Below are 24,599 nucleotides of genomic sequence, written 5' to 3'. Positions count from 1 at the left end.
CTCCAATCAAGATGCTGGGCGCTCAAAGGCCAAAAATGAGCGACCGGTGCGCCGCGACACCAGCCGCAACGCCCGCCGCTGATGCGAACGTCGCATTGGTCCAGAAGGATGCCGCGTCGCCTGCCGCGAACACGCCTGGAACGCTAGTTTGTTTCCACTCGTCCACACGAATCGCCGGCCCCATAGGCCCGTCATCAAATTCGCATCCAAGTAGCTCGGCGAAGCTGCTCGCCATACGAGTCTGAGGAGCAACAAAGAGCGCGTCGATTGCGACCACCCGGTCATTGACGAGACGCACGCCTGTTATTGACGGCGCGTCGCCCAAGACCTCTGCGACGGGTACTCGCTCAATCTCCACATTCCTAACTTCAAGCAACGCCGCTTCCTCCTGGCTCGGCTCGGTGATGCCTTGAGTAAACCATGTCGTTGGCCCCCAATCTGAGACAAGCAGCGCCTGATGGACTGACAAAGAATGTGTTGCGAGCACGCCCAGCCTCCGGTCAGCAACCTCATACCCGTGGCAGTACGGGCAATGGAGGACGCTGACGCCCCAGCGCTCCTGCAGGCCGAGCAGGGAGGGCAGTTCGTCGCGCACACCTGTGGCAAGTATCAACCGGCTTCCGGTTACCGCGCGTCCATCGGCTAGCGTCACCTCGAAACGAGCATCGGCCTTTCGCGCAGAGAGCGCGTCGGTCGTCAGCACTTCCGCGGTTGGATAGACGGACAGTTGCGCGGTGGCCTCGCCAATGATTTCAGCGGGAGTCTTTCCGTCCTGGCTGAAGAAGCCGTGCGAGTGCGCGGCAAACCGGTTTCGGGGACGCCTGCCATCAACCACGAGAACCCGCCGTCTTGCCCGTGCGAGTTGCATAGCCGCCGATAATCCGGCGAAGCTGCCGCCAATCACGATAACGTCGAAGTGAGTGTTCAATTTTCTCTCCTTTGGGTCAACGACACACGGCCTCTGGCTCCCATGGTGCTGGTGACCGGTGCCCATCACGTAACAACATAGGTTGCATGATAGCCATGTGGTATGCTTTTACGCAACTTCATAAGTTATTTGAGACGGTTGAACGGAATGAGACCCGATAGCAGGATGTCCCGGACGTTGCACGCGCTGATGCATATGGAGTACGCCGATGGGCCCATGACGTCGGAGACGCTTGCAGAGATGCTTCGCACTAACCCGGTTGTGGTGCGCAGGATGTTCAGTGGTTTGCGGGATTGCGGCTATGTGACCTCGGAAAAAGGCCACGGGGGCGGCTGGGTGCTCGCCAAACCCCTCGCGGAGATTACCCTGCTCGATGTGTATCGAGCCGTTGGCGAGCCGCCTCTATTTTCGAATCTTGTGGCTGTTGACCATCCAGAATGTCTGGTCGAACAGGCAGTGAACGCACATCTCTCCGCCACATTTAAGGAAGCGGAAAGCGCGATGCTGGCGAAATTTGAACAGGTTACTGTCGCGATGCTTGCCCACGGTTTCAAGGTCGCAATCAAGGATGGACGGAAAGGTCGTTAGTGCTACCAGCTCGCGCCCCTCGTTTCCGGGCCTATTTTCGAGCAAGCGTTTAGGAAAGGCTTCGCGTGGAACAACAAGGTGAGTGTGGCGATGGGCAGGCGTTGCTCCGCAACCCGCCTACGCTTTTCCACGCAACGGCACTTAGTCCATCGTCCTGTTTCCACCAGCAAGAACCGCGAACACGGTAACCAGCGCGCTCCGCTACTACGAGCGTCCCTAGCGAGTACGTCCAGCGAAGCGAAGCCTCATGGAGCGGGCCGAACAGAACTGGTCCGAGTGAAGCACCGGTGTATCCGACAAACTGGGCCATTCCAGACAACCTCGCAGCGTGCTCGTGAGTTGCCGTGCGAAGCGCGAATAGGGACAAGGTCGTCGTCATTGAGAAGCCTGCGCGGCGACTCGATAACTGGACAACGCTCGCGCTGCAATCGACTGGTCGTTCAGAAATCCAGAGAGTCGCGGTCTCGGGATTGCTCTATCGGTGAGAGCGACCTACCCGATGTTGAATGCGTCAATGATGGAAGAGTGTGCGGATAGCCGCACACCATTCGGGAGAGCTTTTACATTCTGGAGCTGCCGCTGCTCGCGACTCATTCGAGGTCCCTGCCTCATCGCCTGCGAACTTGCCGCACAGGGTTTAGGCGTGGCCTTAGCTGACCCTTTTGTAGCATTCTCGTCTGGCGCACCGAACCTTGTCATTCGCCCGCTCCCCAATCAGCTTGTCGTTCGATATACACGCGCCTCGGCGCGAGACTCCGCTGACCGCGGTCGTTCAGCTCACTGATGGACAGGAGGCCAGCGACATCACGTCACGGCAAATACTGGATGTTCTCAATCAGCGGATAGGCATTCTTTGTCTGTCTCGTGCCCCCAACTCAATCTTGATGTGGTCGCATTACGCTGACCAGTATCAAGGCGCGGTCATCGCCTTCGACGCCGACCACGAGTTCTTCGCCGGCCAAATCGAGGTCGAGTACGTTGAAGAGCGCCCGAAGAAACACATCGACTCGTATAAGTCTGAGCCTGTTCCGTTGGCAGAGCTTTGCGCGAAGTCTATGGAGTGGCAATACGAGCGAGAAGTGCGGATTGTGCGCTTCCTGCAAGACTGCAAGAAGACGGAAAAGACCGACATAAGGGGATTCCCCGTCTTCACCGCAGATATTCCTCGCGAAGCCATCGTTTCGGTCGCGCTTGGCGAGCGGACACCTGTCCCTCAGCAGCAGGAGATTTACCAGCTCGTAAAAGACACCAAAATCGGGCTAACGCTGTCCGCCGTCGACAATTCGGGTTATGGGTTTCGCCAGGAGGCCATTGTTTATCCCGGCGACCTCCGGAATCCCACACTGTCGCCGCGGACCGCTCACATATTTCTCGGCACCAGTGGCGTCCTTGCCGAATTGGCTCGCTCGATGATTGACCACCATCCCATGAGCCCTATCGTGAACAAGACGGTCTAGTCGCAACGACCACGTGTCGCTATGCAAGGCGAGCCGCGCGAAATAGTGGTAGGGAGCGGTACGGAAGACCTACAGGGTCAACAGATGCAAACCGAAAAATATCGTGGATACACGCTGTGGGGCCATGCCATCCTGCAGCAGGAAGACATCTTGCAACCAGAAAGGTTTGCTGGAAGCGGCACCATCATGCGCGACTTGAAGGTGGTAGAGGCGTCCGGTGTGCTTGGCGCATGCGATACTGATGAAGATGCAGAATTAGCAGGTCTCTCATGGTGTCGCGCGTGGGTCGATAGCCACGGGTAGTGCCTCGCCGTCTTGTCGTCGGCGGGTATTCGCGCGATTGGATTTCAGGCTCTTTCTCATGCAGACCGCAGTACTTGGACAAAGCTGCGCGAACTGCGTGCTGGCCTGAAGTCCGGTCGGCGCGCTCGGACGAGCGACGGGTAAATAGCCAGCCCGCCGAAAAAAGTCTGCGGCCGTCGTCGTGAGCAGCCATAGCTCTGATACGCCCGAGGTGAGCGCCATGTATTCCGCTTGTGCGAGCAGCTTGCTTCCCAAACCGGCCTTGCGCTCAGGCCCCGCAACCGCCAGTGACCGCAGCAGCGCCTCAGCTCCAAACTGCTCTAGGCCAACGCCGCCAACTACTGACCCGTGGGCATCTTCTGCGACGGCAAAATCGCGCAACAGGTCGGGTGTTACATCGGAAGCCGGCAACTCGTTCTCTGCGAGCAATGCCGCAATGGCATCGAGGTCTTCGGTTCGCGCGGCACGTAGCTTCATAGTCGGTGTTGTCTTTTACGATTTGGACGCGACATCAGGCGGCTCTAGTTGCCGTGTGACGGCTGACCCGAACAGCCACGAAGAACGCGATTGCTGACAATATCGAAACAAGGAACACGGTCCACTCAACAGCTAAATAACCGCGCGTGAAGGTCCAGATACTGGCCGCCGCAATCGGCGCTATTCCCTTGGCGACATTCGACGGGAACGAGAGCATGCCGCTGACTGCGCCATATCCCTCAGTCCACATCAGGTCCTGGACAATTGTGCCTCGCAGGATTGTCATCATCCCGTTTGCCGCGCCATAACAGAGCGCAAACAACCACAGCAGCACGGCCGTGTGACCAGCGCTTATGAGGACAATGGTCGACAGCGGGAAGAGCGTCACGACGATGATGCCAACCGTGCTCACGTGAACGGTCCGACCGAAAGTGAACCACACCGCACGGGCGGCAACCTGAGCCGGGCCAATAAGCGCCATGGTTGTGACCAGCACGGCGTTCGATACACCGCGCTCGACCATCAGCGGGACCAGATGAAATGTGAGCGCTGCGAACGTCGCGTAGTAGGCTGTGAAGCACACCGCAAGCGCCCAGAAAATTGGAGAACGGAGCGCGCGACTCGTGGCTGCGTCGTTGGCCAGCTTTACTGCACCATTGGTTGGCCGGGAGCCCGGGTCCGCGCGTGAGGAGCGGATTGCCAGCACATGAATAGGCAAGCAGATAGTCAGGTTCAGCGCCGCGAGGACAACAAGCGACGTCCTCCATCCGACCGAGCCAACCAGTACCTGGGTCAGCGGTATGAAGACCGTGCTGGCGAATCCGGCGACCAGCGTGATGAGCGTAATTTTGGTTCGATAGCTTCGCGGATACCGATGCGTCACAACGGCGAAGACCGGGTCGTAGAACGTGGCCGCCATTGAAATGCCGAGACCTATCCACGCGACGAAGAGCGCGGTCAGGGATTGCGCGTCAGCCCAAAGGAGCAGCATCGTCGCCGCGATAACCGAGCCGACAGCCATCACCCGGCGCCCGAGTCCGTGGTCAATCCAGCGGCCGATGGGGTAAGCGGCGAAGCCGGAAACCAAGAGTCCAACGGAAAGCGCGCCGTTCGTGGCTGTCCGGCTCCAACCCATTGTCTGCTCCATCGGCACAACGAGGAGCGAAAAGGAATAGTAGACGGAGCCCCATGAGACAAGCTGCGCCAGCGCCAAGGCCCATGTAACCAGTCGGTCACGGCTGTCTGCCGGCGCGTTATCTTCGCTGGCGTTCTCGGTTCGACTCGACATCGTGCTCATTTATCTGGCCTTTCAACTTCATCGTTAGGGTGCGGGCGCCACCCAAGGGCAGGCACGCACATCAATCATTTCACATTTCCAGAATACCGGAAATGTAGTAGAATGCAAGTGTCGAGTGAGGGCCTCTTTCGAAAAACCTTGGAACCTCGTCTCGAACAGGCTCAATACCTCCATATAATTGGAAATATCAAACCGCAGGAACGCAACATGACAGTGCATGCAATCAACGGCGACGCCAGCTTCCCTGCCGCGAAGCCGGATTTTTTCGACACAGACATTGCCGCGCGCCTCGGCATGGACGGACAGCAGCCCGTCCGGATACTCCTGCTCTACGGCTCCCTTCGCGAGCGTTCGTACTCGCGCTTGCTCGTTGAAGAAGCCGCGCGCCTGCTGCAGACGTTTGGCGCCGAAACGCGAATTTTCGACCCGCGCGGTCTGCCGCACGCCGACGATGTTGACGTGAAGAACCATCCGAAAGTGAAAGAGCTGCTCGAGCTGTCCCTTTGGTCGGAAGGACACGTCTGGTGCAGCCCTGAGCGTCACGGCACCATCACTGGCCTGATAAAGACACAGATTGACCATCTGCCGCTGGTCAGCGGCGGTATCCGGCCGACGCAGGGGCGCACGCTTGCCGTCATGCAGGTCAGTGGCGGCTCGCAGTCGTTCAACTCTGTCAATCAATTGCGCCAGCTTGGACGGTGGATGCGCATGTTCACCATCCCCAACCAGTCGTCTGTTGCCAAGGCCTTTGAGGAGTTTGAAGAGGACGGCCGGATGAAGCCTTCGTCCTACTACGACCGGCTGGTCGACGTGATGGAGGAACTCATCAAATTCACGCTGCTGCTCCGCGGCCGCGCCGACTATCTCGTCGACCGATACAGCGAACGCGTGAAGGACGAACGTCCGCTCGACCCAGCGACCGACCTGGCCTCCGCGGCAATTGCCGACTATTCCGTGAAGGAAGCGAAGGCGGGTAACCAATAAAGGATTGTGATGGCAACTCTGGATTCGAAGCTGGCAGTCAAGGCGCTCGCGGCGCTTGCACACGAGACCCGTCTCGCGGTCTTTCGCCTTCTGGTGACAGCCGGACGCTCGGGCATGAGTCCTGGCGCCATCGCTGAAAAGCTTGGGCTCCCGGCGCCCACGCTGTCATTTCACCTGAAGGAGCTCGCCCACGCGGAGCTCATTGAAGGCAAGAGTCAGGGCCGGTTCATCATCTACTGCGCCAGCTATGACCACATGCAGACGCTCATGGATTTCCTGATGGAAAACTGCTGCGCGGCGGAGCAAGCAGAGCAATGCGGCTGCGCGACCAACGAAACGGAGGCGTAAATGAAGCGATTTCACGTGCACGTTGTTGTCCCGAAGCTTGACGAAAGCGTGCGTTTCTATAGCAGCATGTTCGGCGCGGAACCGTCAGTGCTCAAGGACGATTACGCGAAGTGGATGCTCGAGGACCCGCGCATGAACTTCGCCATTTCGGCGCGCGGCGGTGAAACTGGCGTCAATCACCTCGGCTTTCAGGTCGACAGTGACGAAGAGCTGGCTGCTCTTCGCGAACAGGTCGTTGCCGGTAGTGTCGCGGTACAGGACCAACCTGGCGCGCAGTGCTGCTACGCCAGCTCGAACAAGTACTGGACGCAGGACCCGGCCGGTGTGCCCTGGGAGACGTACCACACTCTCGGCGGCATCCCGATGTTCGGAGCGGACAGCCGGGAGTCGGCCGCTACTGAAGCGGGCGGGGCCTGCTGTGCCCCGGTAACCTCGATTCCGGCTGCGATTGAGAAAAAAGTCGGCTGCTGCTGATTCGCGACAAAAGAAAACGGCCGCCCAGGGTTACGAGGCGGCCGTTGCAGTTGGATACTGATGCGGATGATGCAAGTGTGTTCCTGCGCGACTTACCGCATTAAGCGCCTGTTCATGCGGTCACGGGCTTGCATTTCACTTTCCTGGCGGGCTTGCACGCAGCCGAGTCCACTCCCTGGCAGCAGTTCTCAGTCAGAAAGCCAACCAGGTCGTTCATGTGCTCGATTTCGGGCCCGTAGTACACGAAGCGCCCTTCCTGGCGAGACGTAACCAGGCCAGCATGCGTCAGCTCCTTGAGATGGAAGGAGAGCGTCGCGCTAGCCAGGTCAAGATGCTCCTGGATGACTCCGACGTTGAGACCCTCCGGCCCGGCTGTGACGAGCAGGCGAAAAATAGCCAGGCGCGTCGGCTGTGCGAGCGCGGCCAAAGCTTTGATGGCGTCTTTTTCCTTCATAAGGCTCTGTCTTCAAGGTTATGTGCCGATTCTAACGCGGCGGCGCCGGTGGGGGTGGAACAGTCGACCCCAGACTTCACCGCTGCCAGCGACGAACGACAGAGCGCGCCCGTGCTTGCTGCGTCACGACGTTTCCATTATATTGGAGATATGGAGTAATTCGAAACCGCCTCGACCAAACGTCGCCAGGAGAAGTCTGTGACCGAACACCGAAAATACAATGTCTTATTCCTCTGTACCCACAACTCCGCACGCTCCATTCTGGCGGAAGCGGCGTTGAATGAACTCGCGAGCGACCGCTTCGTGGGGTACAGCGCAGGCAGTCACCCTGGCAATGCTCCGAACCCTTTTGCGCTTGACCTGCTGCGTTCACAGGGGATTTCGACCGAAGGGCTACGCAGCAAGAGCTGGGACGAATTCGCTGAAGACGGCGCACCGCAAATCGATTTCATTTTTACTGTCTGCGACAACGCAGCCGGCGAGGTGTGCCCGATTTGGCCCGGTCACCCTGCGAAAGCACACTGGGGCGTACCCGACCCCTCGACGGTCGAAGGCTCTGACGACGCCAAGCGCAAGGCATTCCTGCAGGCCTACGTGCAGATGAAGAAGCGCATCGAGCTCTTCGCGAATCTGCCGCTCGAAAAGCTGGACCGTGTTGCGGTCCAGCAGGAAATGCAGAACATCGGGACGTCGCTGCGCGAGAAGGGAGAGTAACAATGGCAGGCAGTCAAACGGCCGCGAAGGCCGCTCGGCGGGCACCGAGCGGCATCGGTTTTTTCGAGCGCTATCTGTCCGTGTGGGTCGCGCTGTGCATTGTGGTCGGCATCGTTCTCGGCAAGCTGTTGCCCGGCGCTGTCCACACCGTATCCACGCTGGAGTTCGCCCACGTCAACATCCCCGTCGGGATTCTGATTTGGGTCATGATTATTCCGATGCTGTTGCGCATTGACTTCGCATCGCTCGGCAAGGTTCGCACCCAGCTGAAAGGCATTGGCGTGACGCTGGTCATCAACTGGGCGGTCAAGCCGTTCACGATGGCGTTTCTGGCATGGGTCTTTGTGCGGCACGTATTCGCGTCGCTGCTGCCCGCTGACCAGCTCGACAGCTACGTCGCCGGCCTGATTCTTCTGGCTGCAGCGCCTTGCACAGCGATGGTCTTCGTCTGGAGTCAACTGACGAAAGGTGACCCGTACTTCACACTGTCCCAGGTCGCGTTGAACGACCTGATTATGGTGTTCGCGTTTGCCCCGGTCGTAGGTCTGCTGCTCGGCATCTCGAACATTGCGGTGCCTTGGGATACATTGCTGACCTCGGTGGTGCTCTACATCGTCATCCCCGTCATCATTGCGCAGGTTATTCGCAAGACTCTCCTGCGGCAGGGCGAGCAGGCCTTCCAGAAAGCGCTCTCGAAGATTGGCCCGTTCTCCATCGCTGCGCTGCTACTGACACTTGTGCTGCTCTTCGCGTTCCAGGGTGAGCAAATCATTGCTCAGCCTCTCGTCATCCTGCTTCTCGCGGTGCCTATCCTGATTCAGGTGATTGTCAACTCGTCGCTCGCCTACTTGGCGAACCGGCAACTGGGCGTATCGCACGACGTTGCTGCACCGTCCTGCCTCATTGGTGCGTCCAACTTCTTTGAACTTGCTGTTGCAACGGCCATCAGCCTGTTCGGTCTGAAGTCCGGTGCTGCACTTGCAACAGTGGTCGGCGTGCTCATCGAAGTGCCCGTCATGCTGGTCGTAGTCAAGGTCGTCAACTCGTCCCGTAACTGGTATCAACGGTCGTCGTGACTGACTCAGCCGCTTTCCGCTGCGAAGACGGCACCGCGTGAATGCGGAAGGACGGCTTCTTTCATCGGAGCGGTTTGCTTGCCTTTATAGCGTGGGCAAACGCTCGAAGTTGTCAAAGCGGGCAAACGGTAGCGGCACCTCGGTTACCTCAAGCGCTTCGACAAGCGCTGCGGACATGCCCTCGCTGAGCCAGGCGCACATTTCCGCCAGCTGCTCCGGCGAGCCCTGCAGCATCGTCTCTACCGAACCATCCATCCGGTTGCGAACCCAGCCTGTGACGCCTAGCGCTGTCGCCCGGCGTACACAGGCCTCCCTATAGCCGATGCCCTGTACCTGACCACGTACCTGGACCAGCCGGGTCTCAAGCGGCTCGTCCTTTTCGTGAGATTCCATGGGCGTACTCCGGTTGCAGGTTGATGCGCTTGCGAGGGTAGTTCAATGAAGCGGCCCGGCTCCAATCGCATGCTTGCGCATCTTCTCCCAAAGACTCTTTCTGGAGATGCCAAGGGCGTGGGCCGTCTCGGAAATGTGCCCTTGGTGCTGCAGCAGCGCCGCGCGGATGAACGCGTTTTCGCACGCTGCCATGTAGCCATCGAGCGGCGCGTCCATATCCAGTGCCGCTGCGACCTGAGCCCCGTCTTCCTCAAAAATATCTGACGAAAAAAGCATGTTGCGGGAACACACGATGCATGCGCGCTCAAGACGATTCTGTAACTCCCGCACGTTCCCGGGCCAGCCGTAGGTCGCCAATCGCGCTTCGGCCGACGGATGAAACAGTTTCGTGGGTTCACCAAGCCGGCCCGCTATGTCGCGTACGAAACGATGGGCAAGCCAGAGGACATCGTCGGGTCTGTCGCGAAGTGCCGGGACGCGTAGCTGCAGGATGTTGATGCGATAGAACAGGTCCTCCCGAAACTTCCCGACCCGGACCAGTTCCGCGAGGTCCCGATTCGTTGCGCAGACCAGCCAAAAGGTGGTTTCGAACCCTCTCTCACCGCCGACTCTCGTGACGTGTCGCTCCTGCAGCGCCCGCAGCAACTTCACTTGCATCGACAGAGGTAAGTCGCCTATCTCATCGAGAAAGAGCGTGCCACCCTCGGCCTGCTCGAAGTACCCCTTCTTCTGCCGCTCCGCACCGGTGAAGGCTCCTCTCTCGTGGCCGAAAAATTCGGATTCGAGAAGCGTCTCCGGGACGGCACCACAGTTGACGGCAACAAACGGGACGGCGTCACCGGGCGCGTGGCGATGAATGAAGCGTGCGAGCACTTCCTTACCGACGCCAGACTCACCTGTAATTAGAATCGATTTGGCTCGACCCGCGACTCTCGGCACCAGTTCCGCAAGGCGCCGCATCACTTCGGACACACCCAGCTCGCTCTGTGCGGGCATGGCCTGGTCGGGTATGCCCGTTCCTGTAAGAAGTCTGACCTTGTCGACCAATGCGCCAATGTCGAACGGTTTGGTGATGTAGTCAGCCGCGCCGCTCTTCAGGAGAGACACTGCCGTGTCGACTGAAGCGTAGGCTGTGATGAATACAAATGGCGGCACGGATACGTGCGTGGCCATTGAACGTGAAAACAGGTCTTCACCCGATATGTCGGGTAGCCGGATGTCGCTGATGACGGCCTGATACGGTCGGTTCCGAAAGGCATCCAAGGCGGATTCGCCGTCGGTATGCCAGTCCACGTCGAAACCTTCCAGACGGAAGCGGTCGGCCAACGACTCCCCCATGATGGGGTCGTCCTCGACGACACAGATAAGCGTGGTCGACATGATGCTCTCCTGCTTCATGGAGAAGTAACCGGTAACAGCACAGCAAAACACGTTCGCCCCGGTGCGCTATCTACTGAAATTGTGCCACCAAGTTGGGTCGCGATTTGATAGCTTACCCACAGGCCGAGGCTGTACGAGCGCCGGCCCTCGGCGATGGCAACCGACCCAAAAGGCTCGAACAGGTGCTCCATCGCCACGCCGGATATGTGCTGACCGGTGTTCGATACCGCGATTTGCAGTCCAAGTCCGTTGACTGCGACCAGGCAGTCAACCCGTCCGCCAACCTCTACGGCCTTCACTGCGTTGAGCAGCAGGTTGAGAACGAGCTGGCGCACCAGATGCGCGGGCAGTCCAATCGCCTCGTCCAGTTCTATTTCCCAATGAAACGCTGCCTGCTTTGCCTGTATCTGCGGCGCAATCAACAGCTTCAAATCCTGCCAGTCCGACAGGCTCATTGCCGGCGAGTCGAGGCGAGCCTCAAACAGTAACGCGCCGACCGTGGCGCGGATTTGTGCGAGACCGCGTTCGAGCAATCCCAACGTCTTTCTGGTTTGGGCGTCGGGTTCACCATGCGTGTTGAGTGTATCGATGGCGTTCAGCATGCCGCCCAGCGGGTTGTTGATTTCATGCGCGATGCCGGCCGCTACCTGGCCTACCGCCGCGAGTCTCTCGGAGACAACCACTTCACGTTCCAATGCCTGTTTCTGCGCAAGTTCGGCGAGCATGGCCTGGAACTGCTGTTCCAGTTGACCTATCTCGTCGTTCCCTTGGGCTGTGATACCCGCGCCGACTTTTTCAGGGTGCTCCTTCCCAATGCGGCCCATGGCGGCTGCGAGGCGTAGGAGCGGTTTCGCCATCCGGTCGCCCCAGACCCAGCCCAGCGGTATGAGCAGTAGCAAGGCCGGCACCGTAGCCATGGCTAGCTTGAGCAACGTCGACCGTACACGGTCGTAAAAGGTATTGGCGTCATAGACCAGCACCACATAGCCGAGGCGGCTTCCGTCATCCGAATTCACCGGCATGCCGGCGGTGACGTCGCGGCTCGCGAGTAATCCCGGAAAGTCGAAAAAGAACGGGTCACCGGCGCCACCCAGATGGGAGATGACCGTACCGAACTGGGAAGGAAGCTGGGCGACCGGCCGCTGGACAGGTTCCTTTCGGGGAGAGGTCGAGGCGTACACCCGAGCCTTCGAGTCGAACAGAACGATTTCCTTCAGCGGATTCGAGGGCTCCCTGACCGCCACCGGCGTCCGAATCACTTCGAAGGCGCGCCACAGGTCGTCCTTGACCATTGGGTCCCGAACCGACAGTGCGAGAACGCGGCACAGATTCTGGGCGCTGCTTTCAAGGTCGTTTCTGGCGTCCGAAACCGCTACGCTTACAAGCGCGAAGGTCACGAGTATTTCCGTTAGCAGGATGACTGCGCTCAGCGCAAGCGGAATCTTGTAGCGGTAGCTGAGATGGGACAGCATCTGCGCGGCCCTAAACCGGCCCGGAGTTCAGGATGGCAACCAGGCGGCGTATGCCGTCGAACACCTTGTCGTCGTCCGGCACGAAGCCGTCCAGGTTCAATCGCTGTAGCACATCCCGAGCTGCGGGCCTGTCTTTCATCCCAAGCAAGGCGCGCTGGATGCGAAGAAACGATTCGTCGTCGAGCGAGCGGCGCGCCACAATCGGTGGAAAGCCATACTGGGGAGAACGCCACGCCACCCGGACGTCGCGGGTGCGTTCCGGGTACTGCTTCTCGATAGTGTCGTAGACGTATCCATCAATCTCGCCCGCATCCGCAAGTCCGGTCGTCACTGCGTCAACGACTTTTCTGTGCGCATACGTGAAGAAGGACTTCTTGAAAAAGCGGGTCGGCCGGATACCCGCACGTATCAGTTCGGTCGTCGGAACGAGAAACCCCGAATTGGACTGTGGGTCGCTAAAGGCGAACACGCGGTTTCGAAGCTGCGAGATGTGGGTCGTCTGCGTATCGCTTCTGGGGACAATGAGATATGAACGATAAAGCGGCTTACCCTGGTAGTCCGGTATCGCCATCAACCGCATCGTTTGTGAGTTGGTGACGTACGGAAACCCGCAGACCCACGCCACATCGAGCCGGTTCTCAGCCAGCAGGTCGTCAATCTCACGATAGCTATTGCGCTGCACAAACCTCACATCAGTGTTGCACACCTCGCCGAGCTCCCGGCTCCAACGGTCGAGCAGGCTGATTTCGTTATCGAGGAACACGGCAGTCGTACCAAACGCAACCGCCGGGCTTTCGCTTGCTAATGGAAGTCTGAAAGACGAGAGGAGTGGAACGCCTAGCGCGAAGCGCAGAACCCGCCGCCGCCCGATGTTACGAATTGGTGACATAACGGCTCTCCCCCAATCACGAACCGTTACCGGATGGTAATGGCGTCCATCAGGTCTGCTGAATTCCTATCCGCAGTGCGCAAGGCTCTCGGCGGACGTTTGACCGCATGGCATACGTCTTGCCATTAAGTCGATGCTAACGACAACGCGAGCAAGATTCAAGCGAGGAGGAGACCATGTCAGACTTAAAAGTCGCACGCCGTACATTTCTGAAAATCAGTGGCGGCTCGATTGCGGCGACTGCCGCGTCAGCGCTTGCTCCGAACGTGGCTTCTGCTGCGAACACAACGGATACAAGCAGGACAAAACTTCCGTATCCGAGAAAACCCGTAGCCCATGTCGCGGGTATGGCGCTCAACGCACCAGTCTCGTTTGCCTACCCCGATGCCGCGTCGCCCTGCACCGCACTCAAGCTAGGGAGCCGGGTACCGGGCGGCGTCGGACCGGATGGGGACATCGTCGCCTATAGCGCCATGTGTACCCACATGGGGTGTCCTGTCATGTACGAGCCCACGACGAAGGTCTTCAAATGTCCTTGCCACTTCAGCATGTTCGATGCGGAGAAAGCCGGCCAGATGATTGCCGGACAGGCCACCGAAAATCTGCCCCGCGTGCGGCTTCACTATGACGAGAAGACGGGCACCGTGTCAGCAGTCGGCGTGGAAGGGTTGATATACGGCCGCCAGGCTAACGTTCTTTGAGTTCGAGGAGCTGAAAATGCCTACCGATAAGGACCGCATTGCGCTACCGCCGGTCACGGCCCAGCGAACCAACATGACCTGCCATTTCTGCATAGTTGGATGTGGTTACCACGTGTACAAATGGCCGGAAGACCAGGAAGGTGGCCGCGCGCCGAACCAGAATGCGCTCGGTGTTGATTTCCGCAAGCAGCTGCCACCGCTTACGCTCATCATGACGCCTGCCATGGAAAACGTGGTCACCGACCGCGACGGCTCGCGCCACACCATCATGATTGTTCCGGACAAGAGTTGCGTTGTGAACAGCGGCTTGAGTTCGACGCGTGGCGGCAAGATGGCGACGTACATGTACACGCCAGACGGAATCACCCAGGAACGGCTGAGACAACCGCGCATCTACCTTAGCGACCAGTGGGTCGATACGACGTGGGACCAGGCTTTGGCGCTCTACGCGGGCCTGATGAAGAAGGTGCTCGACAAGGATGGTCCGAGCGGTATTGTCTTTTCTGCTTTCGACCATGGTGGTGCGGGTGGCGGGTTCGAGAACACGTGGGGTTCCGGCAAGCTGATGTTTACGGCGCTGCAAACGCCGATGGTGCGAATCCACAACCGGCCGGCCTACAACTCCGAGTGCCACGCCACCCGTGAGATGGGTATCGGCGAGCTGAACAATTCGTACGAGGACGCTGAACTGGCCGATGTCATCTGGTCCATTGGCGCGAACTCGTACGAAACACAGACGAACTACTTCCTCAACCACTGGGTGCCGAACCTGCAGGGCGGGACGCTCGACAAGAAAAAACAACGCTTCCCAGGTGAGGCGTTCCCGAAGACAAAGGTCGTATTCGTGGACCCGCGACGTACGCCAACTGTTGCCATTGCCGAGCAGGTAGCCGGCAAGGACAACGTGCTGCATCTGGACATTCAGCCGGGCACTGACATCGCATTGTTCAACGGGATTTTTACCTACGTGGTCCAGCAGGGATGGATTGACAAAGATTTCATTGCCGCCCATACGAATGGCTTTGATGCGGCTGTCCAGGCCAACAAGCTGTCACTCGACGAGTGCAGCAAAATCACAGGCGTGCCTGTTGAGAAAATTCAGACAGCAGCGGAATGGTCATATAAACCGAAGGGGCCGGGGCAGCTTCCGAGAACGATGCACACCTACGAAAAGGGCATCATCTGGGGCAACGACAATTATCTGATTCAGTCGTCGCTACTGGACGTCGCTGTGGCCACTCACAATGTCGGACGGCGAGGTACGGGTTGCGTGCGGATGGGCGGACACCAGGAGGGATACACGAGGCCGCCGTATCCCGGCAACACGAAAATATACATCGACCAGGAACTCATCCACGGCAAGGGGCGGATGATGACGTGGTGGGCGTGCAATAACTTCCAGACGAGCAACAACGCGCAGGGATTGCGCGAAGTAGTCTTGCGTCGCTCGCAGATTGTGAAAGATGCGATGCAGGGCGCCCGTGGTGCGAGCACGGAGCAGATGGTCGACATCATCTACGACGCGACCAGCAAGGGTGGTCTGTTCGTGACGAACATCAACATCTATCCGACAAAGCTGCAGGAAGCTGCGCACCTCATGCTGCCAGCGACACACCCCGGCGAAATGAATCTGACGTCGATGAACGGCGAGCGCCGCATGCGCCTGTCCGAGAGGTTCATGGACCCGCCGGGAACCGCGATGCCTGATTGCCTCATCGCCGCGCGCGTGGCCAACACGCTGCGCGACATGTACCGCAAGGACGGGAACACGAAGATGGCCGCGCGGTTTGACGGTTTCGACTGGAAGACCGAGGAAGACGCTTTCAACGATGGATTCCGTAGAGCCGGGCAACCGGGAGTGGAAAAGATAGACAGTCAGGGCGGCGACACCGGAAACCTGGTTACCTATGAACGTCTCAAGGTGATGGCTAACAACGGAGTGCAACTGCCGGCCAAGGCGTGGGAAGGAGGCAAGCTGGTCGGTACCGAAATGATGTACATGGATGGCAAATTCGATACGCCGGACGGCAAGGCCCAGTTCAAGCCTTCGCCGTGGCCCGGTCTGCCGAAGACAGTCGCCGACCAGAAGGGGAAATACCGCTTCTGGATTAACAACGGCCGCACAAACGAAGTATGGCAGACGGTGTACCACGACCAGTACAACGAATTCGTCCGTGCCCGGGACCCGATGGCATATATCGAAATCAACCCCGCCGACGCGCAGGGGCTCGGGATTGGCGCCGGCGACATCGTCGAGGTCTTCAATGACTTCGGGTCAACGTACGCGATGGCGTACCCGGTCGCGGAACAGAAGCATGACCAGACCTTCATGGTGTTCGGCCACATCAATGGCATCCAGGATAACGTCACGACTACATGGACGGACCGCAACATCATTCCGTACTACAAAGGCACGTGGGCGAATATCCGGCGGGTTGGTTCAATGGAGGATTACAAGCAAACGGTCAGCTTCAAGAGTCGCCGTTATACATAGGTGACGACGGCCGGCGCATTGCCGGCCGTATTCTCTCTTCCTGAGCCGGCGACTATCCGCACGTAGGAGTGGAGCTGCGATGAAGGCATTTACGCTGGGGCGAGTCATCCCGCTTGTCGAAGTCAGCGCCGCTGACCCGGCTGAGCGCAATTTGCTTGCGTCAGACTCCGCGGTGATTGAGTTGCCGCTTCGGGACACGCGTCTGCGGCCGTTGAGAGACCTGCGTATCTCAGTCACGGACCGCTGCGATTTCCGTTGTGTCTACTGTATGCCGAAGGAGGTATTTGGCAAGGACTATGCGTTCCTGCCTCGTCGCGAGTTGCTCAGCTTCGAGGAGATTGAGCGCATTGCCCGCGCGTTCGTTGGGCTCGGTGTTGAAAAGATTCGACTTACGGGTGGAGAGCCGCTGTTGCGGAAAGACCTTGAATTTCTTGTCGAGCTATTGGCCAGGTTGCGGACACCTCGTGGCGAGGATGTCGAATTGACGCTGACGACCAACGGTTCGCTGCTCACTCGTAAAGCGCAGTCTCTGCTGGATGCGGGACTGAAACGCATCACAGTCAGTCTCGACTCGATAGACGAGGCTGTGTTTCAGCGGATGAATGGTGTTGGCTTTCCCGCCGCGCTGGTGCTGGAGGGAATTGACGCAGCACTGCGCGTCGGCCTCGCTCCGGTCAAGGTCAACATGGTGGTCAAGCGCGGCGTGAACGACACGCAGATTCTGCAAATGGCACGCCACTTCCGGGGAACTGGCGTGGAAGTCCGTTTCATCGAGTTCATGGATGTGGGTGCGAGCAACGGCTGGAACATGAAGTCAGTAGTCCCGTCGTCCGAGATTGTTCGTCGGGTTGATGCGGTATTTCCGCTGGTACCAACGGGGCGGGAAAAGCCGTCGGACACATCGGTTCGATTTCGGTACGCCGATGACCAAGGAAAAATCGGCGTCATCTCGAGCGTTTCGCAGCCTTTCTGCGGCGACTGCACCCGGCTACGGCTGTCTGCGGACGGCCAACTCTTCACCTGTCTGTTCGCCTCTCGCGGTCTGGACATCCGCAAACCATTGCGGAACGGGTGCACCGATGGTGCGTTATGCCAACTGGTTGCTGACCTGTGGACGCGGAGGGCTGACCGCTATTCAGAGCAACGTGATGAAAGCAGCATCACGCTTGACCAGTCCAAAGTCGAAATGTCGTTCATCGGCGGTTGATGCCATTCCTACGGCCGTTCTTTGTCCATTGGGAATGACGGCACCGCCTCACCGTCCGGTCACCGCTTCAGGTTTTACTTCGCGCGACGCCCGTGTTCGTCGATAACAACCTCTCCGTCCTCTTTCGTGAACGGCACATTCTGGGCCTCCGGCAGGATGTCCAGAACGACCTCGGACGGACGGCACAACCGGACGCCATGCGGAGTCTCCACGAATGGGCGATTGATGAGTATTGGGTGCTCTAACATTGCATCCAGAAGCTTGTCGTCGCCAAGCAAGGGGTCATCCAAACCAAGTTCCGCGTAAGGCGTACCTTTCTGTCGCAATGTTTCGCGCACGCTGAGGCCGGACCTGTCGATAAGCTCCACCAGTCGTTCGCGCGTTGGTGGTGTCTTCAGGTATTCAACGATGGTCGGTTCGATACCGGCGTTGCGAATCATGGCCAGCGTGTTCCGCGAGGTGCCGCATTCCGGGTTGTGGTAAATCGTGACGTTCATGGTGCCGAGTCCTCAAGAGAAATTAAATATTGGCCAATCTGTGTTGCCGTCGACCTGGCAGAGCGCATCACGCCGATGAGCGTCGCGGATGCGAAGCCGCACCATTCGCCGTATCCGACCAGCCAGAGCCTCGGCTCCAGCACCGCACGACCTTCGAGTACGTCGACGCGGCCAGCGTCGTTAAGGACGTGTAGAGGCCGCAGATGTTCGAGTGCCGGGCGGAATCCGGTGCACCAGATAACGGCGTCGACACGTGCGTGCGAGCCGTCTTTCCATACGACGCCATCGACCGTGAAATGCGAGAACGGTCGCACAGAATGCAGCACTCCCCGCTCACGAGCCTCGCGCACGGGCGGGACCATCACAATGTCGCCCAGGCCGCCCGTAGGCGCGGGGTCCGCGCGACCTTCCGCACGGGCTTTCCAGCGTTCAGTTGCACGTTCGAAGAGCACGCGTCCGTCAACATCATCCGGCAATAAAGTGGGCTCTTCCAACGTAACCCATGTTGTATGACAGACCTGCGACAGTTCGGCGAGTATCTGCGCACCTGAGTTTCCACCACCTACAACGAGTACATCCTTTCCATGGAATACCTCGGGTTTTCTATAGTGAGCTGAATGCAGCTGCTCGCCTTCGAAGCAGGCTTGTCCCGGATAGTCCGGGATATATGGGCGCGCCCACGTTCCGGTGGCACTGACCACGGTCTTTGCAAGCCACTCGCCGCGGTCCGTTGAAACAAGCAGCCCGCCTTCGCGGCGCGACACCGACGTCACGTCCACAGGACGACGGACCGGAATTTCGTAGCGCTTCTCGTATTCTGTGAGGTAGCGAATGACATGGTCTCGCGACGGATATTGCTCTGATGTAGCGGGCATCAACCATCCGGGCAGTGAGCTCCACTGTGCCGGCGAGAAGAGGTTAAGCGAGTCCCAGGTATGTTGCCATGCTCCGCCAGGGGCGGGCTGGTCATCAAGCACCACATAGTCGATTCCGGCTCTGCGCAGGAAATACGCGGTCGCAAGAGCTGACTGGCCGCCGCCGATAATCGCGACGTCGATTGAAACACTCGCCGAATTGTTGTTATCGGGCATAGCAGGAGCGGGTCAGTTGGACGACACTTCCATAATACCGGAAATATCGCACCTCTCCGGCTTCCATAGAAGCCCCACGCAAGCTTCGGATGTTCAGCAAACCTTGCGGGGTTTGCGATGTCCTCGAACGATAGGCCGTGGTGAAGCGCCGGATAGGCGCGCCAGAAGCCGTCTCGGCCACTGAAGTCGGGAAGGCCCGAATCGACGCCCATGTCCCCACCCGCGGCGATGAGAAAACCGTCTGCTTCGCGCAATTCGCATCCCAGCAAATTTTTTTCAGGCAAATCTCCCACGCTCGCGGCCAGATTTCTGCTCGCAGCGTGTCCGATGCTAAATCATCACCCCTACCGCGCGGTATACATATTTGCTGCCCGCTCCGCGGTGCAGCCGCGCGACTGGTCGGACATCAACGGCAGCGGTCATGGGACAACCGGTACTGTGGGATAGTCTTGAGATACCGGACAGGGTGGCGAAGTTAGCGCCCTGAGGCGAACGGCTGACCGGCGACGCTGGCTCCGAGGGGCATCTAACGATGCTTCGGAACGTGTCTGAAGGCCTCGCTCAGGATAAGGCGAGGCTCAACTTCACCAAGGGGCATTCTCAAAAACAAGAGATGCACGCTAGAGAGAATGCGCAAACGTAGTGAAACAAGAGGCTTACGGCGTTGGAGCGCTCGCGCCGCGAGACCATGCCAGCACTTCGGCCGGTGCCGCGTCCATGGTAGCCTTCGGCGACGCGAGTTCCCTCGGGTCGGGACGCAACCAGACTTCGCCGTCTCTGGCGACAGCGCGCGTCTGGAGCCGAGTATCACGAGACCATCCGACGCCTGATATTTGAGGCCTGGACCCCGAGCCTCTTAGTCCGACAAACGAGCGAGCTCGTCAATGACCACGAGGACTTGTGCCCGAGCGCCTGCACGACTGAAAGCAGCGCAAGCAACGCCTCCGCCAAGTGCGCTCGCCGGAAGCCGGCAGTAAGGCCCGAAAACTTCGCGCGGTCGTTGATGAGCGTCCCTCGCCACGAGCAACAGTGATAGCTACCTATGGCTTGACCATGACTTTGCCAAGTCTGCTCCGCTCACCGAGCATCGCAAATGCTTGTTGCGCGTCGTCCAACGAATGCTCGATGTACTCCACGGGCTGCAACAACGTATTCGCAAATTGCTGGAACAACGCGCCGGCCGCGGCAAGCGCCTCCTGTTTGTGAGCGCCGAAAAAATGCCGGACATCCACTCCGATGAGACTCGCCGATTTAAGTAACGCAAGATTCGTCGGCAGCTTCGGTATGGTCCCAGACGCAAAGCCCACAACGAGATGTCGACCGCCCTTGCCAAGTGAACGAAACGCCGCCTCCGAAGATGCGCCTCCGACAGGGTCGACAATCACGTCAATTGCCCCATCTACAGCCATTGCGCGGAGTTGGTCACGCAATGCAGGACCGTCTGGCTCCAGCTCAACGGTCTCGGCGGCACCAAGTTCCAAAACCCTCGCCGCCTTATCTCGCGACGAGACAACGGCTAGCACTCTGGCGGATTTTGAGGATGCAAGCTGAACCGCAGCCTGCCCGACTCCGCCTGCGGCTCCCAGCACCAGCACCGTTTCGCCGGGCCGTAGGCAACCACGCACGAACAAAGCATAGTGAGCCGTCAGGTAATCGACGAGAGCGCAAGCTGCCATGCTGTCATCAATCCCATCGGGCAGAGCAATTACGTCGTCGGCCTTCGCGACTGCGTACTCGGCAAGGCCACCACCAAACTGCCAAACCGCAATCCTGCTTCCTGTAGCGATGCCTGTCACGCCCTCGCCCACATCGACGACGACTCCGGCCATTTCGCATCCAGGCACATACGGAAGGTCGGGCTTCAGCTGATACTTACCTTGGACAATCAGTCCGTCAACAAAGCCGAGCGCCGTGGCAGTCACGCGCAATACAACCTCGCCTTCCGCCGGAGCAGGCCTCTCGGCCGTTTCGAGAGTTATGACAGGTGGACTTTCGAATGCTTTAACGACCGCTCGATGCATTGAAGCCTCCAGAGGCTGCGAAGTTTGCACACTCGCTATCGGAGTTCGATGTGCCGAAAAAATGTTCCGCGATGTGCGCTCAGCAGTTGCATGCGGCGTGCGCAGGTTGAACGCAAAAGCATGGACGGCTGTGCGTTGAGAAAATGGTCCTCCATGGCCAGCTTACTTCAAAGTAGCGGTAACCAAGGGGTAAACCGTGACCGGAATCGGCTGATGCTGGATAACTGATATAGATTGATTGCATAACTGGCACGGACTGTCCTGCTGTAACTTGTCTCCCATAGCCTGACGGGTGCGAACGACACTTGCGACTCGGCGCCCGCACATTGCCGCGGACCTCGTTGCGGATGCAGCTTAGCTTGCCGCCGCGTACCCGCGCAGAGCAAACAAAACGAAAAGATTGATTTTTAAAAATATCTTCGTTGACTGCTTAGGAGACAAGCATGAAGACAATGCGCGCCGCGCGTTTGCATAAAGTCGGGCAACCTTTTCAGGTTGATGAAATCCCGGTCCCGGAACCTCGCCCCAATGACGTCCTCGTGAAGGTACAAGCATGTGGTGTGGTTCCGAATCTGCACAATGTCGTTGCCTACTACCCCGAATGGTTTCCATTCTTGCCGCTGCCCAAGCTACCTGCAATCTATGGGCTGGACGCTGCTGGTATCGTCGAAAGCGTAGGAAGCCACGTCATCGGCATCAAGCCGGGCGACCGCGTATACGTTAACCCCGGACTTTCCTGCGGAAGCTGTCCTGCTTGCCGTAGGCGCGACAATACAAACTGTCCTGCGTATACATTCCAAGGGTACTTCGGCTTTGGCCCCGGCTCGCAGGGCCTTTTCGAGGACTATCCATACGGTGGATTCAGCGAATACATGACGGCCCCGGCCACCAATCTGGTCAAGTTGCCCGAATCGATTTCTTTCGAGCAAGGCGCCCGATTCGGTTACATCGGCACTGCTTACGCGGGATTGCGTCGCGCATCCCTGGAGGCGGGCCAGACACTCGTCATCGACGGCGCAACCGGCACGCTCGGCTTGGGCGGTACGCTCTGCGCACTCGCGATGGGCGCTCGGACAATCTTCGCAACCGGACGCAACCGTGAGTTGCTCGCGCAGCTCAAAGCCCTGGCACCTGACCGGATTCACCCGGTCCCGCTCGGTGAACGCAGCGTTCATGATGTAGTGATGGAAGCCACTGACGGATATGGCGTCGATGCCGTCCTGCAGTGTCTCGGACCTAATGCGCCAGTGTCCAACGTGCTCGACTCGTTTTCTGCGTTGCGCCGCGGAGGCAAGGCTGTCTCCATAGGTGGTGTATCCGACCCGATTCCCCTTGAGCCGTTCCCGCTCATGTGCCAACAGAAGTCACTCATTGGCTCGCTGTGGTTCACGCCCGCAGAGGGCGAGAATATGGCTGCAATGGCCGACTCGGGGACGCTCGACCTCTCCGTTTTTGAGCACGAGGTGTTCAAGCTGGAGCAAATCAATGAGGCGCTTCATGCGGTTGACCATCGTCATGGCGGCTTCACAAACGTGGTTATCAACCCGACGCTGATTTAAGCGGGAGGTTGCAATGACCAGACGTATCGTTACAGGGCACGACGCTAATGGAGCTTCGACCATCATCAGTGATGGCGAGTCCCCGTGGTGTGCTTCATTTAGCTCGATTCCGGGCTTTCAGGTCTCCATGCTGTGGGCGACTAACGGCACCGCTGTTCGTGCGTCCGACGTGCTTCCCGATGCGGGTGCGTGGCCAGATTCATGGGTGCCTGCTTCGGGCGGCAGTCGCTTGCTGCTTGTCACTTTTCCGCCGGACAGCGTCATGGCGTCCGACGGCTTCGATGGGACGGCTGCGCACCGCGAGCAGATGGAGAAAATTCCGGGGCTCGCCGAGGCTTTCGAGGCCGATAACCCCGGCATGCATACAACTCAAACACTTGACTACGGTGTCGTGCTTTCAGGGTCAATCGTGCTTGAGCTTGATAACGGACAAACTCGCGAGCTTAAGGCTAATGACATCGTCGTCCAGCGTGCAACGCGCCATGCATGGCGAAATCCCGGCAAAAGTGCAGCGACTGTCCTGTTCGTTTTAATGGGCTCAGCTTCTTAAAGTCCAACGCCAGACCTACCCCGGACGTAGAGACGTTCGGGGTAGTCGCCAGCGCGGGCAGTTCCAATTCGCCCCAAGTTCATCGGAATTAGTGCCTCCACTTCTCATGTGGCGGGCTTAGCCACGTCTGTGCCCAATATAAAAAGGAAAGTCCATGGTTAAGAGATTACTTATCGTCGCGCTGGTTGCAATGCCACTGCAGTCTCACGCGCAGAGCTCCGTAACGTTATTCGGGCTTCTCGACGAAGGGGTTACATACGTTAGCAACGCAGGTGGGCATTCGCTCGTACAGATGGCATCTGGCATTCAGGCGCCGAATCTGCTTGGTCTGCGAGGTGTCGAGGACCTCGGAGGCGGTTACACCGCCTTTTTCGTATTGGACTCGCAGCCGGACCTGAATAACGGCAAGCAGAACGGAGGCGCATTCACTGGCCGGGAGTCGTATGTCGGTCTCGCATCTCCTTACGGAACGTTGTCGATGGGGCGTCAGTTCGACTACATGTTCGACAACCTTTCCGTGGCTCGCTGGGGACATCAGATACCGTTCGTCAGCCTTTACCAGTTGCCGGGAGGCCCATTTTCCAAGCTCGGTACACCGCTTGGTACGTTCGACTACACACGTATCGCCGGCGGCGAGGCTACGCCGAACTCAGTCAAGTTCACTTCAAAAAATTACGCGGGTTTTAATTTTGGCGCGATGTACGGTTTCAGCAATATTGCCGGCGCAACGGGCAGCAACAATCTCATGAGCTTTGGCGCGAATTACGACAGCGGTCCGCTGCGCCTTAATGCTGCCTACACCTACTCGAAAGAAGATGGCATCGACGATGGCCACTCAGGCATTCGAAACTTTGGCGCAGGCGGTCGCTACGATTTTGGCCGATTCGCTCTCGATGTGCTGTACACGAACACGCGCAACACATTTACCAACGGCCACGTGGACAGCTACGAAGTGGGCGGCCTGGTCACGTTCGCGCCAGACCTGTTTCTATACGCGAACTACATCTACGCAAAGGGTAATGAGGAGGTCGACAATAGCCACTCAAACCAGGGCGGGCTGACGTTCGACTATCTGCTTTCGAAGCGCACCGACGTCTATGTGAACGCCATCTATCAGCGCGCCAGCGGAACCGGCGCAGTCGCATCAGTCAACGGCACATTCGCAACGTCATCGGGACAGAACCAGACCGTTCTCCGACTTGGAATGCGAACCCTCTTCTAAAATGCGTCGGCGAGGACGGCCTT

25 protein-coding genes and 1 pseudogene are annotated in these 24,599 nt (G+C 58.7%); 14 read left to right on the top strand and 12 right to left on the bottom strand.

The features are described 5' to 3' along the window. Positions 1 to 22: 22 nt before the first annotated feature. Positions 23 to 928, bottom strand: coding sequence for an NAD(P)/FAD-dependent oxidoreductase (locus ACOCG7_RS00875; RefSeq protein ID WP_410832566.1), 906 nt, complete (start codon positions 926 to 928; stop codon positions 23 to 25). Between the two features lie 147 nt (positions 929 to 1,075). Here ACOCG7_RS00875 and ACOCG7_RS00870 point away from each other — a divergent pair, with 147 nt between their 5' ends. From ACOCG7_RS00870 to ACOCG7_RS00860, 3 genes are all read left to right on the top strand, one after another. Continuing rightward, positions 1,076 to 1,516, top strand: coding sequence for an Rrf2 family transcriptional regulator (locus tag ACOCG7_RS00870; protein WP_421376436.1), 441 nt, complete (start codon positions 1,076 to 1,078; stop codon positions 1,514 to 1,516). A gap of 692 nt (positions 1,517 to 2,208) precedes the next feature. Beyond that, positions 2,209 to 2,973: a DUF2971 domain-containing protein gene (locus ACOCG7_RS00865; protein WP_421376434.1), complete on the top strand. Its 765-nt coding sequence runs from the start codon at positions 2,209 to 2,211 to the stop codon at positions 2,971 to 2,973. An 84-nt stretch (positions 2,974 to 3,057) separates the two neighbouring features. Then, positions 3,058 to 3,276 (top strand): hypothetical protein, encoded by a 219-nt coding sequence (locus tag ACOCG7_RS00860; protein WP_421376432.1) that lies wholly within the window; start codon positions 3,058 to 3,060, stop codon positions 3,274 to 3,276. On the opposite strand, the gene arsN2 is transcribed toward ACOCG7_RS00860, so the two are convergent. Continuing rightward, positions 3,241 to 3,753, bottom strand: coding sequence for an arsenic resistance N-acetyltransferase ArsN2 (arsN2, locus tag ACOCG7_RS00855; protein WP_421376430.1), 513 nt, complete (start codon positions 3,751 to 3,753; stop codon positions 3,241 to 3,243). The genes ACOCG7_RS00860 and arsN2 overlap by 36 nt on opposite strands. 34 nt (positions 3,754 to 3,787) lie before the next feature. After that, positions 3,788 to 5,041 (bottom strand): MFS transporter, encoded by a 1,254-nt coding sequence (locus tag ACOCG7_RS00850; RefSeq protein ID WP_421377661.1) that lies wholly within the window; start codon positions 5,039 to 5,041, stop codon positions 3,788 to 3,790. A 216-nt stretch (positions 5,042 to 5,257) separates the two neighbouring features. Between ACOCG7_RS00850 and arsH the strand changes: the two genes are divergently transcribed. From arsH to ACOCG7_RS00835, 3 genes are read left to right on the top strand one after another with little or no spacing between them, the layout of a single operon-like run. Then, positions 5,258 to 6,034 carry an arsenical resistance protein ArsH gene (arsH, locus tag ACOCG7_RS00845; protein WP_421376428.1) on the top strand — a complete coding sequence of 259 codons (777 nt, stop codon included), beginning with the start codon at positions 5,258 to 5,260 and terminating at the stop codon, positions 6,032 to 6,034. A gap of 9 nt (positions 6,035 to 6,043) precedes the next feature. After that, on the top strand, positions 6,044 to 6,382 hold the full coding sequence (locus ACOCG7_RS00840; protein ID WP_087645399.1) for an ArsR/SmtB family transcription factor: 339 nt from the start codon (positions 6,044 to 6,046) through the stop codon (positions 6,380 to 6,382). Next, on the top strand, positions 6,383 to 6,856 hold the full coding sequence (locus tag ACOCG7_RS00835; protein ID WP_421376426.1) for an ArsI/CadI family heavy metal resistance metalloenzyme: 474 nt from the start codon (positions 6,383 to 6,385) through the stop codon (positions 6,854 to 6,856). A gap of 112 nt (positions 6,857 to 6,968) precedes the next feature. Here ACOCG7_RS00835 and ACOCG7_RS00830 read toward each other — a convergent pair whose 3' ends face one another. Beyond that, complete coding sequence (locus tag ACOCG7_RS00830) at positions 6,969 to 7,310, bottom strand: ArsR/SmtB family transcription factor (protein ID WP_041730777.1); 342 nt, start codon at positions 7,308 to 7,310, stop codon at positions 6,969 to 6,971. Positions 7,311 to 7,508: 198 nt separating this feature from the next. Between ACOCG7_RS00830 and ACOCG7_RS00825 the strand changes: the two genes are divergently transcribed. Together ACOCG7_RS00825 and arsB are read left to right on the top strand one after the other, a co-directional pair. Then, positions 7,509 to 8,024: an arsenate reductase ArsC gene (locus ACOCG7_RS00825; RefSeq protein WP_421376423.1), complete on the top strand. Its 516-nt coding sequence runs from the start codon at positions 7,509 to 7,511 to the stop codon at positions 8,022 to 8,024. A gap of 2 nt (positions 8,025 to 8,026) precedes the next feature. After that, a complete protein-coding gene (gene arsB / locus ACOCG7_RS00820; protein ID WP_421376421.1) occupies positions 8,027 to 9,100 on the top strand; it encodes an ACR3 family arsenite efflux transporter in 1,074 nt (357 codons plus the stop codon). Between the two features lie 84 nt (positions 9,101 to 9,184). Here arsB and ACOCG7_RS00815 read toward each other — a convergent pair whose 3' ends face one another. The 4 genes from ACOCG7_RS00815 to ACOCG7_RS00800 are packed head-to-tail and all read right to left on the bottom strand — an operon-like array spanning position 9,185 to position 13,234. After that, complete coding sequence (locus ACOCG7_RS00815; RefSeq protein ID WP_421376419.1) at positions 9,185 to 9,493, bottom strand: acylphosphatase; 309 nt, start codon at positions 9,491 to 9,493, stop codon at positions 9,185 to 9,187. A 42-nt stretch (positions 9,494 to 9,535) separates the two neighbouring features. After that, positions 9,536 to 10,873, bottom strand: a complete 1,338-nt coding sequence (locus ACOCG7_RS00810) for a sigma-54-dependent transcriptional regulator (protein WP_421376417.1) — start codon at positions 10,871 to 10,873, stop codon at positions 9,536 to 9,538. A 14-nt stretch (positions 10,874 to 10,887) separates the two neighbouring features. After that, positions 10,888 to 12,345: an ATP-binding protein gene (locus ACOCG7_RS00805; RefSeq protein ID WP_421376415.1), complete on the bottom strand. Its 1,458-nt coding sequence runs from the start codon at positions 12,343 to 12,345 to the stop codon at positions 10,888 to 10,890. A 10-nt stretch (positions 12,346 to 12,355) separates the two neighbouring features. Continuing rightward, positions 12,356 to 13,234 (bottom strand): PhnD/SsuA/transferrin family substrate-binding protein, encoded by an 879-nt coding sequence (locus tag ACOCG7_RS00800; RefSeq protein ID WP_421376413.1) that lies wholly within the window; start codon positions 13,232 to 13,234, stop codon positions 12,356 to 12,358. 176 nt (positions 13,235 to 13,410) lie between these two features. On the opposite strand from ACOCG7_RS00800, the gene ACOCG7_RS00795 reads away from it, so the two are divergent. From ACOCG7_RS00795 to moaA, 3 genes are all read left to right on the top strand, one after another. Then, positions 13,411 to 13,935, top strand: a complete 525-nt coding sequence (locus tag ACOCG7_RS00795; protein ID WP_408190539.1) for an arsenate reductase (azurin) small subunit — start codon at positions 13,411 to 13,413, stop codon at positions 13,933 to 13,935. A 16-nt stretch (positions 13,936 to 13,951) separates the two neighbouring features. After that, complete coding sequence (locus ACOCG7_RS00790; RefSeq protein WP_421376410.1) at positions 13,952 to 16,429, top strand: arsenate reductase (azurin) large subunit; 2,478 nt, start codon at positions 13,952 to 13,954, stop codon at positions 16,427 to 16,429. 79 nt (positions 16,430 to 16,508) lie between these two features. Then, a complete protein-coding gene (gene moaA, locus ACOCG7_RS00785; RefSeq protein WP_421376408.1) occupies positions 16,509 to 17,636 on the top strand; it encodes a GTP 3',8-cyclase MoaA in 1,128 nt (375 codons plus the stop codon). A gap of 74 nt (positions 17,637 to 17,710) precedes the next feature. On the opposite strand, the gene arsC is transcribed toward moaA, so the two are convergent. The 4 genes and pseudogenes from arsC to ACOCG7_RS00765 form a co-directional block, all read right to left on the bottom strand. Next, positions 17,711 to 18,133, bottom strand: coding sequence for an arsenate reductase (glutaredoxin) (gene arsC, locus ACOCG7_RS00780; protein WP_421376406.1), 423 nt, complete (start codon positions 18,131 to 18,133; stop codon positions 17,711 to 17,713). Further along, positions 18,130 to 19,224 (bottom strand): ArsO family NAD(P)H-dependent flavin-containing monooxygenase, encoded by a 1,095-nt coding sequence (locus tag ACOCG7_RS00775; RefSeq protein WP_421376404.1) that lies wholly within the window; start codon positions 19,222 to 19,224, stop codon positions 18,130 to 18,132. The genes arsC and ACOCG7_RS00775 overlap by 4 nt, the downstream gene beginning before the upstream one ends. Positions 19,225 to 19,280: 56 nt before the next feature. Further along, positions 19,281 to 19,517: pseudogene (locus tag ACOCG7_RS00770) on the bottom strand (hypothetical protein); the annotation flags it as partial. A 747-nt stretch (positions 19,518 to 20,264) separates the two neighbouring features. Then, complete coding sequence (locus ACOCG7_RS00765; RefSeq protein ID WP_421376401.1) at positions 20,265 to 21,245, bottom strand: NADPH:quinone oxidoreductase family protein; 981 nt, start codon at positions 21,243 to 21,245, stop codon at positions 20,265 to 20,267. Positions 21,246 to 21,688: 443 nt separating this feature from the next. Between ACOCG7_RS00765 and ACOCG7_RS00760 the strand changes: the two genes are divergently transcribed. The 3 genes from ACOCG7_RS00760 to ACOCG7_RS00750 all read left to right on the top strand — a co-directional run bounded on the left by ACOCG7_RS00760 (position 21,689) and on the right by ACOCG7_RS00750 (position 24,576). After that, a complete protein-coding gene (locus ACOCG7_RS00760; protein ID WP_421376399.1) occupies positions 21,689 to 22,804 on the top strand; it encodes an alcohol dehydrogenase catalytic domain-containing protein in 1,116 nt (371 codons plus the stop codon). A 13-nt stretch (positions 22,805 to 22,817) separates the two neighbouring features. Continuing rightward, a complete protein-coding gene (locus tag ACOCG7_RS00755; protein ID WP_421376397.1) occupies positions 22,818 to 23,354 on the top strand; it encodes a cupin domain-containing protein in 537 nt (178 codons plus the stop codon). Positions 23,355 to 23,508: 154 nt separating this feature from the next. After that, positions 23,509 to 24,576 (top strand): porin, encoded by a 1,068-nt coding sequence (locus ACOCG7_RS00750; RefSeq protein ID WP_421376395.1) that lies wholly within the window; start codon positions 23,509 to 23,511, stop codon positions 24,574 to 24,576. The last annotated feature ends 23 nt before the right edge of the window (positions 24,577 to 24,599 follow it).

Origin of the sequence: Paraburkholderia sp. DD10, assembly GCF_049177125.1 — a bacterium.
Classification (GTDB): domain Bacteria; phylum Pseudomonadota; class Gammaproteobacteria; order Burkholderiales; family Burkholderiaceae; genus Paraburkholderia; species Paraburkholderia terricola.
Note: the sequence above shows the minus strand (reverse complement) of the source record. Positions and strands in the feature narration are given on the sequence as shown.

What these genes read in the sequence shown, in the direction of transcription:
- ACOCG7_RS00800 (WP_421376413.1), bottom strand. Translation starts at nt 13,234, where the DNA reads ATGTCACCAATTCGTAACATCGGGCGGCGGCGGGTTCTGCGCTTCGCG.
- moaA (WP_421376408.1), top strand. Translation starts at nt 16,509, where the DNA reads ATGAAGGCATTTACGCTGGGGCGAGTCATCCCGCTTGTCGAAGTCAGC.
- ACOCG7_RS00795 (WP_408190539.1), top strand. Translation starts at nt 13,411, where the DNA reads ATGTCAGACTTAAAAGTCGCACGCCGTACATTTCTGAAAATCAGTGGC.
- ACOCG7_RS00815 (WP_421376419.1), bottom strand. Translation starts at nt 9,493, where the DNA reads ATGGAATCTCACGAAAAGGACGAGCCGCTTGAGACCCGGCTGGTCCAG.
- ACOCG7_RS00775 (WP_421376404.1), bottom strand. Translation starts at nt 19,224, where the DNA reads ATGCCCGATAACAACAATTCGGCGAGTGTTTCAATCGACGTCGCGATT.
- ACOCG7_RS00810 (WP_421376417.1), bottom strand. Translation starts at nt 10,873, where the DNA reads ATGTCGACCACGCTTATCTGTGTCGTCGAGGACGACCCCATCATGGGG.
- ACOCG7_RS00870 (WP_421376436.1), top strand. Translation starts at nt 1,076, where the DNA reads ATGAGACCCGATAGCAGGATGTCCCGGACGTTGCACGCGCTGATGCAT.
- arsC (WP_421376406.1), bottom strand. Translation starts at nt 18,133, where the DNA reads ATGAACGTCACGATTTACCACAACCCGGAATGCGGCACCTCGCGGAAC.
- ACOCG7_RS00850 (WP_421377661.1), bottom strand. Translation starts at nt 5,041, where the DNA reads ATGTCGAGTCGAACCGAGAACGCCAGCGAAGATAACGCGCCGGCAGAC.
- ACOCG7_RS00835 (WP_421376426.1), top strand. Translation starts at nt 6,383, where the DNA reads ATGAAGCGATTTCACGTGCACGTTGTTGTCCCGAAGCTTGACGAAAGC.
- ACOCG7_RS00860 (WP_421376432.1), top strand. Translation starts at nt 3,058, where the DNA reads ATGCAAACCGAAAAATATCGTGGATACACGCTGTGGGGCCATGCCATC.
- arsB (WP_421376421.1), top strand. Translation starts at nt 8,027, where the DNA reads ATGGCAGGCAGTCAAACGGCCGCGAAGGCCGCTCGGCGGGCACCGAGC.
- ACOCG7_RS00840 (WP_087645399.1), top strand. Translation starts at nt 6,044, where the DNA reads ATGGCAACTCTGGATTCGAAGCTGGCAGTCAAGGCGCTCGCGGCGCTT.
- arsN2 (WP_421376430.1), bottom strand. Translation starts at nt 3,753, where the DNA reads ATGAAGCTACGTGCCGCGCGAACCGAAGACCTCGATGCCATTGCGGCA.
- ACOCG7_RS00765 (WP_421376401.1), bottom strand. Translation starts at nt 21,245, where the DNA reads ATGCATCGAGCGGTCGTTAAAGCATTCGAAAGTCCACCTGTCATAACT.
- ACOCG7_RS00805 (WP_421376415.1), bottom strand. Translation starts at nt 12,345, where the DNA reads ATGCTGTCCCATCTCAGCTACCGCTACAAGATTCCGCTTGCGCTGAGC.
- ACOCG7_RS00830 (WP_041730777.1), bottom strand. Translation starts at nt 7,310, where the DNA reads ATGAAGGAAAAAGACGCCATCAAAGCTTTGGCCGCGCTCGCACAGCCG.
- ACOCG7_RS00790 (WP_421376410.1), top strand. Translation starts at nt 13,952, where the DNA reads ATGCCTACCGATAAGGACCGCATTGCGCTACCGCCGGTCACGGCCCAG.
- ACOCG7_RS00750 (WP_421376395.1), top strand. Translation starts at nt 23,509, where the DNA reads ATGGTTAAGAGATTACTTATCGTCGCGCTGGTTGCAATGCCACTGCAG.
- arsH (WP_421376428.1), top strand. Translation starts at nt 5,258, where the DNA reads ATGACAGTGCATGCAATCAACGGCGACGCCAGCTTCCCTGCCGCGAAG.
- ACOCG7_RS00755 (WP_421376397.1), top strand. Translation starts at nt 22,818, where the DNA reads ATGACCAGACGTATCGTTACAGGGCACGACGCTAATGGAGCTTCGACC.
- ACOCG7_RS00760 (WP_421376399.1), top strand. Translation starts at nt 21,689, where the DNA reads ATGAAGACAATGCGCGCCGCGCGTTTGCATAAAGTCGGGCAACCTTTT.